This window comes from Terriglobus albidus (assembly GCF_008000815.1).
Classification (GTDB): Bacteria; Acidobacteriota; Terriglobia; order Terriglobales; family Acidobacteriaceae; genus Terriglobus; species Terriglobus albidus_A.
Map to the genome: position 1 here is coordinate 11,877 of NZ_CP042806.1, position 16,121 is coordinate 27,997.

Genomic DNA, 16,121 nt, shown 5'->3' on the forward strand with positions numbered 1-16,121 from the left:
TTTCCCCTTCCAGCGCGTGGCTCTAAGCCCGGCACGTTTGTGCTGGAACGATATACTGGAAATGATGCGGACGGGTTCCCTGTCGCATCTAAATATCTATGTCCACTGTCTCCATCAGCTCGACCACCAGCAACGCCATGAGCGCCCCGGCGCCCGAGGAGCAGAAGCTCTCCTCGCCGCTGGCGACGGCGGTGGCGGCGCCCGAATTGAACGCGAAGGCTACCGGCATCTCCGTGACCGAAAAGGCGATTCGCCGCGTCCGTGCCGCCATGCACAAGGAAGGCATCTCCGGCACCGACGGAGGTCTGCGGCTGGGCGTTACCGGCGGCGGCTGCTCCGGCCTGAGCTACTCCATCCGCTTCGACACCAAGCCGCGGGAACGCGACCGCGTGTGGGAGTTCGAGCAGGACAGTGAGCGGGTCCGTATCTTCGTCGACCCTAAAAGCTTTATCTACCTGAACGGCATGATCCTCGACTTCGAAGAAACTCTCATGCGCCAGGGCTTCAACTTCATCAATCCCAACTCGCAAAAGTCCTGCGGTTGCGGATCGTCGTTTACCGCATGACCGACTACTTCGCGTTTTTCTCCCTTCCGCGTCACCTTCACATCGATACGGCAGCTCTGGAGAAGCAGTTCTATACCCTGAGCCGCAAACTGCACCCGGACCGCTTCGCGGCAAAGCCTCCTGCGGAACAGGAAGAGGCCCTGCGCCAGTCCTCGTTGTTGAACGATGCCTATCGCACATTGAAGGAATCCATCGGCCGCACGGAATATCTGCTGACGCTGGAAGGAGTGCAGCTCGAAGAACAGTCACGCGCCGCAACCGATGCGGCAAGAGCGGCGGGTACCGAGAAGAAACAGGTAGCCCCGCCGGAGCTTCTCGAAGAAGCCTTCGAGCTCAACATGCAGCTCGAAGAGATGAAGATGAACAAGCAGATGGGTGACGACGATCCCCAACTGCGTAAAGACCTCGAAGTTGCAAAAGCAAACTTCGAAGGCATGCTCGCCACCGCGCAGGTCGAGCTCGAATCGTTATGGTCCGCGTGGGATGCAGCGGTCGATACCGGTGACGATACCGCGAAGACCAAAGCACGCGACGGCATGGTGGCACTGCTCAACCGCCGCAGCTACATCCGCAACCTGGTGCGCGACGTCAACGCAGCCCTGGAATAACCAACATTGGGTGCCCCAGATCCGGGGTCCCCAGCGAACTAGTTCGCTGGGGTGGTGTCCCTAGGGGACCTGGGTATTCGCGCTTCGCGCGAACAGCTTTTCTTTTCCGACCTGATCTAGATATCTACCTCTCATCAAACCCCTTCGCCGTCCGCACCGAAACACGTTCCTTCGTCCACCCATAACTCGTCAGGAGATCAAACAACCTCAGCCGGCGCGCCCGCGGCGCATGCGGCAATAGACGCTCCTCGACAGAGCTAATGGGAAGCGGACCGTTTTCGGGATAACACGCTGACTCCGCCTACAGATCAGCGCGTAGGGTTTTCTCGGAAAGATTTCCCAAAGCTTCACATCTTTACCCACGGGTTATACGTCCCCACATGCCATAGATATCCCTCGGGATCGCGGCAGGTGAATCCCTTACCACCATAGAACTTTTCTTCGAGATCGAAGACCATCTCTGCTCCTGCCGCCTTAGCCAGCGCATATACCGCATCGCAATCGCTAACGACCAGCGCTACACTTCGTGTCTCGCGTCCGCCAATCTCCTGCGGAGTCGCGGCATAAGGGGTGTAGGGAGTTTCATTCTGCGCTGATCCAAGCATGATCATGCCGTTACCGAAGGTCAGCTGCGCGTGGTCGACACGCACACCGTCGGCGTTCATATACACCGCATTCTTTTCAAAGCCGAGTGCGGTACAAAGCCATTCGATTGCGGCCACGCAGTCGCGATACCGCATGCCGGGAATCACAGTTGAGGGAACATTCGCTGCCGGAGTTTTCATGCGCCTATCTTCCTCTCTCTGCCAACAAACTTCTTGGAAAAAACGGAAATCCTCTTACAACACAAGATGATTTGCCCACGGTCGTTCCACACGGGAATAGGCCGTCGGACTGATGCCCGAGAACTCATAAAACTCATTCGCGAAGTGCGACTGATCGTAATACCCGCACTCCAGCGCCAACTCTGCCCACGGCAGCTCTGTCCCCTGATGTAATTGCTGTACCGCACGCTGAAACCGCAGGATCCGCAGAAACGATTTCGGAGACACACCAATCTCCTCGCGAAACAGGTCGCGCACCCTGCGATCGGTGAGGCCCGTCGCCTTACTCGCATCCGCCAGCGAGCACGCCGTCGCATGGCGCCGGATCTCCAGCAACATGGAACGTACCGCCGGGTGCAGGGGTGCGGCTCCGAGCCTGCCGCACAAGAACGATTCGAGCACGGCAAACTTCAACTCCGGATCAGAGACGTCCATCAGGCGCTCGCGGAGCGTTGCGGCATCCTTACCGAGCAGGGATTCCAGGTCTGTCTCTTCGCCGCAGAGCTCCGTCGCCGGTTCCGCGAAGAAACGCCGCTGCCCGCCTGGAGCAAAGACCACACCGACCATCTCTTCGGTGTCTGCCAGGTCGATGGTCTGGTACCCATGCTGCAGCCCAACCAAAAGCGATGGGGCCTGCAGGAATCGCTCTCCGGAACGAAGAACCCCATGACAATGCGCGTGCGCCAGGTTGATGACGATCTGCGTGTCACCATTCGGCAGAACGCGCTGCAAGGTGCTCACAATGCCGGGTGTGCGGACGTACCAAAGCGCCTTCACCCATCCCGCGAGAGGGGCCTTCGGCTTGTATTCGAGATAGATCACGCATCGCCCTTTGCTGTGCCGTCATCAGAAGAATGCGACAATAGTATGTTGCGCCTCTGCGGCCGTTAGCCGCCAGTGGACCCTTGTTTATGGCAGATCTTTTACAGATTGAGAGCATTCAGCCCGCAGGCCGCGTGGTCGGCATCGACCTCGGCACAACAAACTCCCTCGTCGCCTTTATGGAAGGCGAGAAGCCGGTGGTCATTCCGGGCGAAGATGGATTGAACCTTGTCCCTTCGGTGGTCGCGTTGACCGGCGAAGGCGCGGTCGTGGGCAATCCGGCGCGCACCACCTTGCTGAGCCATCCGGGCAGCGCCGTTTACTCCGCCAAGCGCCTGATGGGACGCGGTCTGGAAGATATTCAGGAGGAGCTGAAGCTCTTCCCCTTCCACATCTCCTCCGGTGCCGGCGAGGTATTGCGCCTGAAGGTCGGTAACCGCGAGATGACGCCGCCGGAGATTTCCGCTCTAGTTCTCGGCCAGTTGAAGAGGAATGCCGAGCGTTTCTTTGGCCAGGCGGTCACCAAAGCGGTCATCACTGTTCCCGCGTACTTCAACGACGCGCAGCGCCAGGCTACCAAGGATGCTGGCCGCATCGCCGGCCTTGAGGTGCTGCGTCTGGTCAATGAGCCCACGGCAGCCGCTCTGGCCTATGGCCTCGACCGCGCGAAGGAAGGTATTGTCGCCGTCTACGACCTCGGCGGCGGAACCTTCGACGTCTCCATTCTCAAGCTGCATGAAGGCATCTTCGAGGTCATCTCCACCAACGGAGACACGCACCTCGGCGGCGACGATATCGACCACCTGCTGCTGGCCATCGCGCTCGATGAGATTGCCAACGAGATGGACCCCGCGCTCGCCGCCAATCCGCAGACCGTGCAGGCGGTACGCAAAGCCGTCATCGACGCCAAGATCGCGCTCTCCTCGGAACAGGAGACGCGGATTGATGCCGCACTGCCTGGCGGCCGCAAATACCAGCGCACGATTACACGCGACCAATTTGAAAGCCTGGTCGTCGATGTCATCGCGCGCACCGCCGGTCCGGTGAAGCAGGCTTTGAAAGACGCCGCTCTGCAACTGGATCAGATTAACGAGGTCGTCCTCGTCGGTGGCTCTACACGTATTCCGGCAGTACGCGCTCTCGTAGACACGCTCTTCGGTTTGAGTGCTCGCGGAAAGAAGGCGCACACCGAGCTCAATCCTGATGAGGTCGTGGCTCTCGGCGCAGCTGTGCAGGCTGACATTCTCGCCGGCGGCTCAGCCGCAACCGAAGACTTGCTGTTGCTTGACGTCACCCCACTCTCGCTCGGCATTGAAGCGCTGGGCGGTGTCGTCGCTAAGATCATTCAGCGCAACTCCACTATTCCTGCAAGTGCGACCGAGCACTTCACGACCGGCGTCGACGGGCAGACCAACGTCGCCATCCACGTGGTGCAGGGCGAACGCGAGCTGGCGAAGGACTGCCGCTCCCTGGCGCGTTTCGACCTCAAGGGAATTCCTCCCATGACCGCCGGCATGCCGCGCATCGAGGTGAAGTTCCTGATCGACGCCAACGGCATTCTGCACGTCAGCGCCCGCGAGCAGCGCAGCGGCAAAGAGGCGGAGATCGAGGTCAAGCCGACCTACGGCCTCACCGACGAACAGGTGGAGGAGATGATTCTCTCCAGCTTCGACCATGCCGAAACCGACCTGGCTGAACGCCAGTTGATCGAGGCGAAGAACGAGGCAGCCACAATCACGGATGCGGTTGAAAAGGGTAAGAAGCATCCCGCCTGGCAGCAGCTGACTGCCGATGAGCTCGCCGCCATCAAGATCGCTGAGGTCGAACTCGAAGCCTCGCTCAAGGGCGGTGATTACAAGATCATTCGCACGGCGATCGATAACCTGGATAAAGCCACCCGGCGTTTCGCGGAACTGATGATGGACTCCGCTGTCGCCGGAGCGCTCACCGGACAGACCATGGCTGCCGCGGGTGAGAAAATGGGAGAGGGGCCAACGGCGCCGCACCCTTTCGCACCTGCACACATCAGCGAGTCGAAGCCCGAAGAAAAGAAGGACTAAAAGATATGTCAGATACCACAAATCTTCCCGAGGTTGACCTCAGCAAACCTCCCGCTGCTGACATGGTGCGTGTGACCTTTTTGCCTGAGGGCAAGACGGTGGAGTTCAAGTTTGGCACCATGCCCTACGATCACCATGGCAAGCCGATGAGCTTTCTGGATGTGGCGGAGAACTATCACATCTTTCTGGACCACGCCTGCGGAGGCTCCTGCGCTTGCACCACCTGCCATGTCTATGTGAAGGAAGGAGCGGAGGGTCTCTCTGAACCTGAAGATGATGAACTGGACCGCATCGACCAGGCTGCAGGACCTCAGCTGAACTCCCGGCTGGGCTGTCAGGCCATCATTACGAAGCCTGGAAGTTATACGGTGGAGATCCCAAGCTGGAATCGCAACTACGTCAGCGAAGGCAAACCGCTGGCGCTGGCGAGCGACAAACGTGACTAAATAAGTGCTTTGGTTTAGTGCGCATACATTACTTAAGGAACCTTATCTGCTCCTTAATCGATGACCGTAAGTCGAGTACTCGTACCAAATTGGGAATGCTTCACAATCAACACAGAGCGTCCCCTCCACGGACCCTCTGTTGTTCCTGACAATGGTGCCATGGTGCCGATGCCTCCTGTCAGCGAATTGTCATGGGGGGCGGATTTTTCGCTCCGAGCCATGGTCAGGGCGCTACCTGGTGTGCTCCTGTTATTTGACCGGAATGGTCTGATCCTCGCAGCCAGCGGTGGGGCAGAGGGATTTTTTGACTATTCGGCCGATGAGCTGATCGGCAAAGAGATCGAAACGCTTCTTCCCGAGTTCCGCAGACGCGGGCACGCTGAAGCCGCAAAGAGCCATGCGGAGTTCACTGCCGTGTCCAGACACGGAACGGCGATTCCGGTAGAGGTGCGGCTGGGAATTCTGGACGGCGCTTCCGGTGATCCGTTCCTGGCCTCCATTACGGATCTCTCCGCGCGTAGAGATCTGGAGATCTCCTTGAAGCACAGCCGGCTCGAGATGGAGCGGCTGCGGGATATGCTGGCGGAAAAATCCGTCAAGCTGGGCCACTCTGAAGAGAACCTTCGCAACAACCGCGAAAAATTCCGCTACCTCTTCGAACGCAATCCGCTGCCGATGTGGCTCTACTCCCAGGAGACGCTGCGCTTTCTGGAGGTGAACGAGGCAGCGCTGATCCGCTACGGCTACACCCGCGACGAGTTCCTGTCGATGACGATCCAGGACATCCGCCCTGAAGGAGAGATGGAACGGTTACGGAAGAACCTTGGATCTGTTGACCGTGACAGCTACCAGCGAAGCAGGAACTGGCGGCACCGGACGAAGGAAGGCAAGCTGATCGAGGTCGATATCTTCAGCCATGCGGTGACTTACGAGGGGACACCCGCACGCATGGTCGTCGCGCTGGATGTAACGGAACGCAATACGACCGAAGCGCAGTTGCGGCGATCGCAGAAGATGGACGCCATCGGCCAACTGACCGGCGGCATCGCCCATGACTTCAACAACCTGTTGATGATCATCCTGGGGAACCTGGAAGGCATCGCCGACGAGGCTGCGGACAATTACCGTATTCGGGAGATGGTGGACGACGCACTTTCTTCCGTCGCCCGGGGAGCCGGCTTGACGCGGCGCATGCTTGCCTATGCCCGGCAACAGTCTCTTGAAGCAAGAATCGTCGATCTTCGCTTACAGGTAAGCGAGATGGCCGATCTGCTGGCGCGTAGCCTGGGTGAAGAGATCCGGGTAGAACAGGGATTGCCCGACGATCTATGGAAGACGCGCGTCGATCCGAGCCAGTTGGAAAGCGCCATCCTGAATCTGGTCGTCAATGCGCGCGATGCGATGCCCCACGGTGGAACGATCATCATCTCCGGTAGAAATCACACGATGGACGCAACAGAGGCACTCACGCATGAGCTGCCCGCCGGCGACTACGTTGTGCTGGATGTAAAGGACACAGGTACAGGTATCTCGCGCGAAGATCTGGAACATGTTCTGGAACCGTTCTTCACCACTAAACCGGTGAACAAGGGCACAGGCCTGGGCCTCAGCATGGTCTATGGGTTCGCAAAGCAGTCAGGCGGCCAACTGGGCATTACCAGCGAGCTGGGCAGTGGAACTGTCGTCAGTCTCTATCTGCCGCGTGTCCACGAACAAACAGAGACGACTGCCGCGGAACCGCCTGCCTCAGCACCAATTCACTCAGGCCCCAGAAAGACAGTTCTCCTGGTGGAAGACGACACGTCGATTCGCAAGATGCTCGAACGCCTGCTGAACCATATGGGCTATGAAGCATTTGCCGCAGAGGATGGGCCGAGCGCCATGGCTCTCTACGAACGGCTTGGTGAGATCGACATGCTTATCTCCGACGTCGTGCTTCCGAACGGAATGAGCGGCGTCGAAATCGGCGCGCAGATCACGGCAAGACAACCAGACATCCCGGTGATCTACATGTCCGGATATACGCGCAACGAATTGAATCAGAGCGCGCTGAAAGACGAGAAGGTCTTCCTGCTGCAGAAGCCGTTCCGCCGCGATGATCTGACGCGCGCCATTCAGCTTGTTACCAGCAGCGCAACAAAACAGGGCTGAGAATTTGCGATGTTCTGTCCGAAGTGCGGTGACGAGATGGAACAAGTTAATGGACTATGGACCTGCAGGCGAGGTGACATGTCCGTTAGTCCCCTGATGTCCAGCGCCCTAACGGACGTATATGTTTTAAAGACCCGATTCTCCGAACATCGGCCCGTTACTTTCAAAAAAGATGGCCCCTGGTACTGTCCAGGCTGCGGTGTCCCGGCGGAGGAACGCGACGGTTCAGTGACGCGCAATCAATGTGGCCAATGTCTCCACGAGTTCCTATGGCACTTGATAGAACTCCACCCTCACAGGACGGAGGACGGAGGTTGGTGATGATCTCCGCTCCCGTCGATATCGTGGCGCCGACAAGCGCTAGTGTCCTGAGTCTGAAGTTCTCGTCGTAAATTTTGTCATCCGAACGTAGTGAAGGACCTGGTTTTCAACGCTTCGGATGGCAAAGCTGTTCATGATTTATGTCGCGAACTTTAGACTCACCACGCTAGAGCCTTTTTCCTGTAGGCGGAGTGCAGGGCTTGTGTATCTATGGGCGTTTTCTGCAATGAAAACGCCACTGCACGCTGCTCCCGGGATACCCAGCAACAGGAAAAATGCTCTAGTCACACTGGACAAGATTGAAAATCAGGAGGCGACGCCGTTGGCCGCTCTCTCCTGAACTCGCCGTGCGACCACCCAGGCGTACTGCACGGCGGAGCAGGGAGCGATTACCGAGATCGCACGCAGCAGCAGGTCGATCGGAGTCTGGAACGGGAGCCTCGTCCACACCTGCTGCACCAGGATCAGAATCACGGTGACGATCTGGACAGCCGTATTCACCTTGCCCAGCATGCTCGGCGGAAAATCGCGCAGCGTATTGGTGACATATAGCAGGGTGCAGACCAGCAGGATGCCGAGATCGCGGCTGAAGACCAGCACTGTAACATACCGCTGCACCAACCCCTCATGCGTCACTACCAGAAACAGCGTGGAGAGCAGCAGCTTATCCGCAATTGGATCGAGGTACTGGCCCAAAGTGGTGCGCTGCCCCAGCCTACGCGCCAGCATGCCGTCGAGACCGTCGGAGATGCCGGCGGCCACAAAGAGGATGAAGGCGCCCGACCAGTTGCCGTCAAAGATCTCGATCACCAGAAACGGCACCAGAAAGAGCCGCAATAGCGTGAGCAGATTGGGGGCCGTACGAAACTGTGCGAGAACGTTCAAGGTGCTTAGCTGCATCTTAGCTGAAACGTCCTCGTGCACCCGGGTAAGCATGGCACATCCTACACCCCGCTATCCGCTTTGGAGCTTAATCCGGACATCCTTTGGTACAATTGAAGAGTTAGGCGTCCCCGAGATGCCTATCCGACCTCTCAGGCGCGTAGCTCAGTTGGTTAGAGCGCTACCTTGACACGGTAGAGGTCAGCGGTTCGAATCCGCTCGTGCCTACCATCCCTTTCAAGAAGATAGACCTCCTAGACCCCGTTCCAGGTCAATTTTCCATTCCGCTTTTCGTTCCGCTATTGGATCGACGCGCCGAGTTGCAGGCTCTCCAGGAACTGTCCCTGGGCGGCCAGCTTGTTGGAATCAACAGCGTGAGTGTAGATTTCCAGGGCGTCGCCTGATTGATCCGGTAGTGTGCACCGCACTAGAGCTAAGTGCTGTAGTTCCATCACGCTGTCTCTGTTCTGTCGCGACCATCCTCCTTGGCTTTATAAAGAGCCGTGTCGGACTTACGAATAAGTTCCTCAGAACTCGTCCCGTGCTCAGGAAAGGCGGCGATGCCAACTGACATGGTTATTTTGCCCAATGTCTGGCCATTATGCTGGACCGCCAGGCGTGCAAGCTCTTCCCGCAGAACTTCAGCACGCAGGTATGCAATTTCGAGAGAAGTATCCGTCAGGATGAGAACGAATTCCTCTCCCCCAAAACGGCAGGCCACGTCTTGTCCTCGTATACCTTGACCTAGAAATTCCCCCACCGCGCGCAGCAGTACGTCCCCTGCATGATGCCCGAAGGCATCGTTGAACATTTTGAAGTGATCGATATCGATCATGAGGAATGCCAATGATTGATTGTCGCGGGCTGCACGACGCAACTCCCGCTCCAGAGTCGCTTCCATATAGCGGCGGTTGAAGAGTCCGGTCAGAGAATCCCGAATGGATTGATCGCGCAGAACATCGCGCAACCGCAAATTTGCCAGCGCCATCGAAATCCGCTCGGCCGCCGCGCTTGCCGGACGGCTGATCGTCTCCATCGAGGGGGCAATCGATTGGGAAGAAAACTCGGCCGGAGCAGGCAACTCCACATAAATCGTGCCCAGAGTCTCCCCTTGTGCCGCAAGAGGGATACAGAGATATCCGCTTGCTGCAGGCCCGGTGACGTGTGCACACCCGAGTGGTGAGTGCGGATCTTTCACGAGGTGAAGCTTGCCCCTTCGCAGAGACCAGCAATGGTACGGAGAAAATACCTTCTCCGTGGCAAGCGTATCCCCCCAGGTACTTACCACCTCGACGAGATCGCGTGATGGGCTGGTGATGCAAAGTGCGCCAGAGGGGGACGAGAGAATATTGGGCAGCGCGGCACCAACAACCTCGAAGGCTTCCTCTATGGTCTGACAGGCCTGGAGCAGATCAACCAGCTCGGTTATCCTGTCGGTCTCCTGCGAACGTTGTTCCGATTCCTGAAGTGCGGCAGATCGTTCTTCATTTGCCTGGACCAGTTCGGCAGTTCGCTCCGCAACTAATGTTTCGAGATTTGCCTTGTATTCCTCTAGTTCTTGTTCGACTTGTTTGCGATTGGTGATGTCGTGAGAGATCCCCATTGTGCCGATGATTTGACCGCGCTGATTTCGAAGCGGCACCTTCGTTGTAAGGACCCACGTCTCACGGCCATCCGCCCATGTCTCCTTTTCCTCCTTCCCAATGAGGGCTTGGCCGGTGCGAATAATTTCCTGTTCATCGGCGAGTGCCTGCTGGGAATGCTCAGAAGTGAAGATATCGGAATCGGACTTTTTGATTGCGTCAGATGGTTCAGCTAATCCAAAGTAATCTGCCATCGCTCGATTGATGCGAATAAACCTGCCGCTGCGATCTTTGAAGTACACATTATCGGGAATATGCTCGAAGAACGCATATAGCAATTGCTGCTCAATTCGATGCCGACTTAGAATTCGCACCACCAGGAGCACTCCAACTACGGCGGCGAGAGGAGTAACAGCAATGCCTAAACTCGTCAGGAAGGAGGCTTTTGTGGCTGCAACGAAAAAATCCCCATAAGCCTGAGAGAGGTCTATCGCTAGATGGAAGTTGCTCATGGACACCTCCTCAAATCCAAGGACTCCATCACAAGGTCACCAATCGCCTTGGCTTAGCCCGGGTCAGAGCAGCGATGCACTTGCCGGTTCTTCAGAACGGCCATGCTCTCCCCACTCTCTCATCGGCCCAAAAACAACAATGCTTGAGAGAGAGCAGTCTACAGCCATGAGTGAACAATTAGGGAGAAAATTTGAGGCCCTGGCTCTAGTTAGTAGAGCCAATGACTAGACATTCCCATTCCGCATCAGTTCCGCTTTTTGACACGGTAGCGGTCAGCGGTTCGAATCCGCTCCTGCCTACCATCCCTCTCAACAACTTACGGGATTTTCTGGGGTTCTGCGCCGCTCCACCTCGCTCCAATAAGGCCCGAACGGGTTGCATTCATTACAACCAACATTTCAGATGCCAGCCTTGGCATTCTCCCCGGCACTTGTCCGATGTACCGGGTACGCGGCACGGTCTTTATCGTGCGCCAGTATGTACTGTCTTGCGTTGGCCAATGTTGCGTAACGTGATGCAGCTCCGCAATTGCAACTACTCGCTCAAATCGTCTTATTTCCAAACCATCTAGGAACATCCCGTCTGTCACCAGGTTCCCGTTGAATGTTGCGCGTATACTGATCGCGAGAAACTATGCAGCCAACTGAAACCGATGTGCCAATCCGTTCCAGTGATGTCTGGCCAGCTTTGCCACAGACGGCGTGGAGTGAGACCTGCGCCACTCTGCAGCTCTGGATGCAGATCGTTGGTAAGGTCCGGCTTGCACTCATGCCGACGATCAATCACACCTGGAATGTGACGCTCTATCCTACTGTTCGCGGGCTCACGACCTCGCCTATGCCACACGGCACGCGCATGCTGCAAATCGACTTCGATTTCATGGAGCACGTGCTGCTGCTCGAAACCAGCGAAGGCGGCCGCAGCACTATACCTCTCAAGCCCATGACCGTCGCTGCGTTCTACCAGCAGGTGATGGCCGAGCTCGATGGACTCGGCACTTCAGTGCGCATCTGGCACATGCCGGTTGAGATTGCGCAGCCTGTTCCTTTCGAGAAGGACCACACGCACCAAACGTACGACGCTGAATATGCGCAGCGCTTCTGGCGCATTCTGCTACAAACGACGCGGGTTTTCACCATCTTTCGCGCTCGATTCACAGGTAAGGTGAGCCCGATCCACCTCTTCTGGCGAGCGATGGATCTGGCTTGTACTCGCTTCTCGGGCCGCGCTGCGCCAGAGCACCCGGGCCTGGCTGGCCTGCCCGATCGCGTCACGCGTGACGCTTATTCGCACGAAGTCAGCAGCTGCGGATTCTGGCCGGGTGCGCCCGGCATAGAGCCGCTTTTTTATAGCTACGCGTATCCAGAACCGCCTGGCTATGCGCAGAGCGCCATCGCGCCCGTCCACGCTTCCTTTGACTCTTCGCTTGGCGAGTTCGTGCTGCCCTATGAAGATGTGCGCCGATCTGCAGATCCTGACTCTACCCTGCTTCAGTTTCTGCAGAGCACGTATGACGCAGCCGCGAACTGTGCCCGATGGGACCGAACCGCCCTCGAAGTCGTACCGAGTAATCGCTGACGCCTTCAAAGTACTGCATGCAAAACGAGGTTGTCGGTCACCACATCAAACCTCAAGAATCGTACGTTTGTTGCGAAAAGATCCGACTAGCGTCGAATCGGTTTCCTGACGAGCCACTCATCCATGGCGGACATAAATGCGTCGAAGTCTTCACGAAACATCGAATGGCTGGTTCCTTTCAGCGTTTGAACGTCGAATCCGCTGCTGCTCAACACAACAGCATCTTCGGACGTAATGAACGGACTGGGATCGGCTACCAGGATCAGTGCCGGAATGTCTGTTCTTTCTGGCATGTGGTCGTGACCGTTGCCAGTGGCCAATCCTTCGATGCAAGCAGGATCGAACGTCCTCATCGACTCAACACGAGCTTCGATATCACCTGTACCCCACCGCGGATTCGCCGCTCTCCACTGCTCCTCCGTCCATGCCAGTTGTCCACGCCATGTTGAGCCGAAGCTTACATGCTGCTCCTTGTTCATCTTCCAGGTCGGATCGACGTAGATGGCTCGGCGGACTGCGAGTCCTTTTACTGCCAGAGCAAGCGCCATGCCTGCGAGAGAATGACCGATTGCAAGATCGGCGTTTTTGGGGAGACTCTCAACGAGATCCGCGGCCCACAATTCGGGAGAGTATGCTCCACGGGGGCTCGCACCATGACCGCGCAGGTCGGGAGCGATCACTCGGTAGCCGCGTTCTGCGAGAGCGGGGCCGACCCGGTACCAGTTCTGATGATCTGCAAACAGACCATGGATCAAAAGCGCGGTGCGGTCGCCAGTGCCCCATTCGTGCACGTTCAGTTTCATTCTCTTCTCCTCCAATTGTTTGCTATTACGCTGGTGTCTTCGTAGGGACTTCTCGGCCTTTCAAGCGCCTGCGATAGTCGACAGTCTTGGCACGATTGCCGCAGGCGTCCATAGAGCACCAACGACGGCGTCCACTCCGGGACGCGTCCACGAACAAAAGGGTGCAGTCGGGCCGGGCACACTCTTTCACCCGCAGAATCCTCTTGCTGCCGAGGAGGAGTACCGCGTCTCGTGCGATCACCGATAAAGCGGCTCTCGTCGGCTGGGGTGTTTTTTCCTGAAGATGCAGTAGACCATCTCCCAACTTGAGAGTTGGAACCGGTTGGGGAATACGAGACCAGCGGTTTATGAGTGCAATGTCGTTCGGGTTGGGCAACCGGTGCTTCATCGTTGCCATGACGAGACGATAGACAGCCTCGCGCAATCGGCGCGCGCTTGTAAGTTCGTCTGGCATAACCTTGGGCCGAACTGTCACAAGCTGCACAGCAATCAGCCAATCCGCAAGATCACTTGTTGACCGAAGTCGTTCCACAGGCTTCGATGCGCTTCGCCAACCCACAGTCGCGACAAGGTTCAGGCAAGGACAACCTCCGCGAAACCTGAAGGAGTAGAGATCATCGGCTGCTGGCTGTTCCAATCTCATACCGACACCATATAATACGGTGTCGCATTAATCAACACTTTCACCCTGAGACTAAGAGGCACGATCTCTCGTGGCTTGCGTGGAGACCGAAACCGCCTGAGGCGTGTCCAGTCTCACGGCACTTCGCCGCGACATCCTGATGCGTCGGGCTCGTTCGAGACGGCCGCAGTCCTTGAGTGGGAGCATCGACCGAATGCTTTACCTGCCTCCGGATATTCGAACCGATCTGATGGGACAGTTCCGAACAAGATCGAAGCCTCAATGAGCATCGGGCGGCTGAAGGTCCGCAGCTAGGGCCTTCTTTGAGGCTGACGGTAGCTCCTATTGGGGACGAATTCTTATCTAGCGGAGGATACGGATTCGAAACTACTGCTTACCGCCAGAGGGCCCGATACTTTGCGGAAACCGAAAGTCATTACATGAGCGATAGAGGCAAAGCATCGATATCTGTCATCCAGGCCGAACGAGCCAATCGAAGGTGACTCTGAGCGCCCTCCAGGTAGCCCAGCCGGGTTTCGCTGTCAGATAGGATTCGAAGGCTTACGGGATCGTTCGGCCAGTGGAGCAGCGCCTGCTTTGCCTCTACCATGGCAGCTTTATAGTTTCCCTGAGCCAAGAGGGCGGCGGCGACGCTGCGGCGGACGGGATACCACCAGCCGGAAGGATCAACGAGGGTTGCGAGTTTTGTTTCCTGTTTCTCCGCGGCGTCTCGAAATAAGGCTTCCGCATCGCTGAAATGTTTTTCCATCATTGCCGTACGGCCAAGAAGAACGAGATGCGCGATATCTACGAGGTCGGAAGCTTGCGGGAAGGAATCACGAAACGAAGAACTTTGCTCATTTGTAAGTGCGACGCGTGAGAGTTCTTCTTTCGCTGCGGCTACATCCCCGCGACGTACAGCAGCTTCGCTGCGCGCGTAATGCCAAAGCGTTCGTGCGAATGGTAGCGATTCACCTGGGTCTGCAAGTCCGTTGATATCGGATTCCGATCCATAACGGCCATACACGATATAGGCCTCTCCCAACTCGTATTGCTGGAATATCGCGTTCGGTTTGAGATTAGGGATTTGTTCAACTTCGGAAGCGGCAAGGGCGAGGCCATTTTTCGAATCGCCGTCCATGAGCGCGGCCTCCTCACCGTAAATCACATTATGGTCGTGATAGCCCAAACCGAAAACTCCACCTTGGGGCTTGAGGCGCTCGGCATTTCTCAAGTCAATGGCAACCGCATGAAGATTCGACTGCTCGGCATCTTGATAACGGCCTACGGAGAAGTAGGTGTGGGAGGGCATATGAACGAGGTGGCTCGCTGCAGGCGCCAGCGCCTCCAACTTTTCAGCATACGGAAGGGCTTCGGCTGCTACGCCATCCATCTCTGTGGCGTGGATGTAGAGGTGAATGACACCTGTGTTGTTTGGGGCTCTCTGCAATGCCTGCTCAAGAATTTGAATCACACGATCCAGATGATTCTGCGTATTCTCCTGCGAAGCGGGAATCATCCAGGCATCAGCAGCCATAATAGCAATCTCGTTATCTGTAGGGTAGGCTTGCGCGAGCGCATCCATGGCGCGGGCATATCGCTGATCGCCCTCCCCTTTACCACCGCCATCTTTGTATCGCTCCTGCAGAGCAGCGATGAGGGCCCTCTCGCGTTCAGGACTGTCCTTGGCGAGCGCGGCAGCGTGATCGGCTAGTCGTGCCAATTCTGCTTGGGTTGCGTTATCGATAGTGAAATTTATAGAAGGACCACGTGCCCAGGCTTCGCCCCAAAAGCACATGGCACATAAAGGATCGATTTGCGCCGCGCGACGAAAGGCGGCCGCAGAAGACCTATGAGCGAACGCATGGCCAAGTTGCATTCCGTTGTTGAAGTAAGCTTGGGCTTCTCCACTGGCCGTTTGGATGGGGAAGCCGCCATCTCCGTATCCAGAAAGAATGCTTTGTGCGGGAGCCTGGTCTTTGGCGGGCGGCAGTTCCATGTGACAACTCATAGACTGGGGCGCGGGAGAAACCGGATTAGTCTGCGCACCGGCATTCACGAACGACGTGGCGAGCAGCACCACCAGAAGGCTCGCTGCAAGTCTGCTGTGCTTGATTGCTGACTTTATCAACGAATGTACCGAACGGACGGATGTCACGCAGGGGGGTCTCACATCAGACTTCGCCACAGATGCTTGGCCGAGTTGCATATTTTGCTCCTATGTACGGCAAGTACTCACTGGGGCGCGACTCCTCAAACCGAGCCATTTCGCATCATGTTCTTCGAACTGGATTGCCCTCTAGTGCGTATCAATTCACGACCCGTATGAGAGGTACATTGCT

Annotated in this window: 14 protein-coding genes and 1 tRNA gene; 7 read left to right on the forward strand and 8 right to left on the reverse strand. The window is 57.0% G+C overall.

What is annotated here, in order from left to right:
* Window positions 1-98 precede the first annotated feature (98 nt).
* The gene (locus tag FTW19_RS00060; RefSeq protein ID WP_147645680.1) at window positions 99-566 is read left to right on the forward strand and encodes a HesB/IscA family protein; all 468 of its coding nucleotides are present in this window, start codon (window positions 99-101) and stop codon (window positions 564-566) included.
* Window positions 542-1,174: a Fe-S protein assembly co-chaperone HscB gene (gene hscB, locus FTW19_RS00065; protein WP_348641835.1), complete on the forward strand. Its 633-nt coding sequence runs from the start codon at window positions 542-544 to the stop codon at window positions 1,172-1,174. Before FTW19_RS00060 ends, hscB begins: the two co-directional genes overlap by 25 nt.
* 347 nt (window positions 1,175-1,521) lie before the next feature.
* Here the strand turns inward: hscB and FTW19_RS00070 are convergent, their stop codons facing one another.
* Together FTW19_RS00070 and FTW19_RS00075 are read right to left on the reverse strand one after the other, a co-directional pair.
* On the reverse strand, window positions 1,522-1,959 hold the full coding sequence (locus FTW19_RS00070) for a VOC family protein (RefSeq protein WP_147645681.1): 438 nt from the start codon (window positions 1,957-1,959) through the stop codon (window positions 1,522-1,524).
* A gap of 54 nt (window positions 1,960-2,013) precedes the next feature.
* On the reverse strand, window positions 2,014-2,820 hold the full coding sequence (locus FTW19_RS00075; protein WP_147645682.1) for a helix-turn-helix domain-containing protein: 807 nt from the start codon (window positions 2,818-2,820) through the stop codon (window positions 2,014-2,016).
* Between the two features lie 89 nt (window positions 2,821-2,909).
* Here FTW19_RS00075 and hscA point away from each other — a divergent pair, with 89 nt between their 5' ends.
* The 3 genes from hscA to FTW19_RS00090 all read left to right on the forward strand — a co-directional run bounded on the left by hscA (window position 2,910) and on the right by FTW19_RS00090 (window position 7,477).
* Complete coding sequence (gene hscA / locus FTW19_RS00080) at window positions 2,910-4,880, forward strand: Fe-S protein assembly chaperone HscA (RefSeq protein ID WP_147645683.1); 1,971 nt, start codon at window positions 2,910-2,912, stop codon at window positions 4,878-4,880.
* Window positions 4,881-4,885: 5 nt separating this feature from the next.
* On the forward strand, window positions 4,886-5,326 hold the full coding sequence (locus tag FTW19_RS00085) for a 2Fe-2S iron-sulfur cluster-binding protein (protein ID WP_147645684.1): 441 nt from the start codon (window positions 4,886-4,888) through the stop codon (window positions 5,324-5,326).
* 219 nt (window positions 5,327-5,545) lie between these two features.
* A complete protein-coding gene (locus tag FTW19_RS00090; RefSeq protein WP_281292414.1) occupies window positions 5,546-7,477 on the forward strand; it encodes a hybrid sensor histidine kinase/response regulator in 1,932 nt (643 codons plus the stop codon).
* 627 nt (window positions 7,478-8,104) lie between these two features.
* On the opposite strand, the gene FTW19_RS00095 is transcribed toward FTW19_RS00090, so the two are convergent.
* Window positions 8,105-8,734 (reverse strand): CDP-alcohol phosphatidyltransferase family protein, encoded by a 630-nt coding sequence (locus FTW19_RS00095; RefSeq protein WP_246153497.1) that lies wholly within the window; start codon window positions 8,732-8,734, stop codon window positions 8,105-8,107.
* Window positions 8,735-8,834: 100 nt separating this feature from the next.
* On the opposite strand from FTW19_RS00095, the gene FTW19_RS00100 reads away from it, so the two are divergent.
* Window positions 8,835-8,911 (forward strand) — tRNA-Val (locus FTW19_RS00100).
* A 68-nt stretch (window positions 8,912-8,979) separates the two neighbouring features.
* Here FTW19_RS00100 and FTW19_RS25645 read toward each other — a convergent pair.
* Both FTW19_RS25645 and FTW19_RS00105 read right to left on the reverse strand, forming a co-directional pair.
* Complete coding sequence (locus FTW19_RS25645; protein ID WP_187143176.1) at window positions 8,980-9,132, reverse strand: hypothetical protein; 153 nt, start codon at window positions 9,130-9,132, stop codon at window positions 8,980-8,982.
* Window positions 9,132-10,775: a sensor domain-containing diguanylate cyclase gene (locus FTW19_RS00105; RefSeq protein WP_147645686.1), complete on the reverse strand. Its 1,644-nt coding sequence runs from the start codon at window positions 10,773-10,775 to the stop codon at window positions 9,132-9,134. The genes FTW19_RS25645 and FTW19_RS00105 overlap by 1 nt, the downstream gene beginning before the upstream one ends.
* 634 nt (window positions 10,776-11,409) lie before the next feature.
* On the opposite strand from FTW19_RS00105, the gene FTW19_RS00110 reads away from it, so the two are divergent.
* Window positions 11,410-12,354, forward strand: a complete 945-nt coding sequence (locus FTW19_RS00110) for a DUF5996 family protein (RefSeq protein ID WP_147645687.1) — start codon at window positions 11,410-11,412, stop codon at window positions 12,352-12,354.
* Between the two features lie 86 nt (window positions 12,355-12,440).
* On the opposite strand, the gene FTW19_RS00115 is transcribed toward FTW19_RS00110, so the two are convergent.
* From FTW19_RS00115 to FTW19_RS00125, 3 genes are all read right to left on the reverse strand, one after another.
* Window positions 12,441-13,157: an alpha/beta fold hydrolase gene (locus tag FTW19_RS00115; RefSeq protein ID WP_147645688.1), complete on the reverse strand. Its 717-nt coding sequence runs from the start codon at window positions 13,155-13,157 to the stop codon at window positions 12,441-12,443.
* Between the two features lie 25 nt (window positions 13,158-13,182).
* On the reverse strand, window positions 13,183-13,800 hold the full coding sequence (locus FTW19_RS26380; protein WP_147645689.1) for a CGNR zinc finger domain-containing protein: 618 nt from the start codon (window positions 13,798-13,800) through the stop codon (window positions 13,183-13,185).
* 415 nt (window positions 13,801-14,215) lie between these two features.
* A complete protein-coding gene (locus FTW19_RS00125) occupies window positions 14,216-15,988 on the reverse strand; it encodes a tetratricopeptide repeat protein (protein ID WP_147645690.1) in 1,773 nt (590 codons plus the stop codon).
* Window positions 15,989-16,121: the final 133 nt, after the last annotated feature.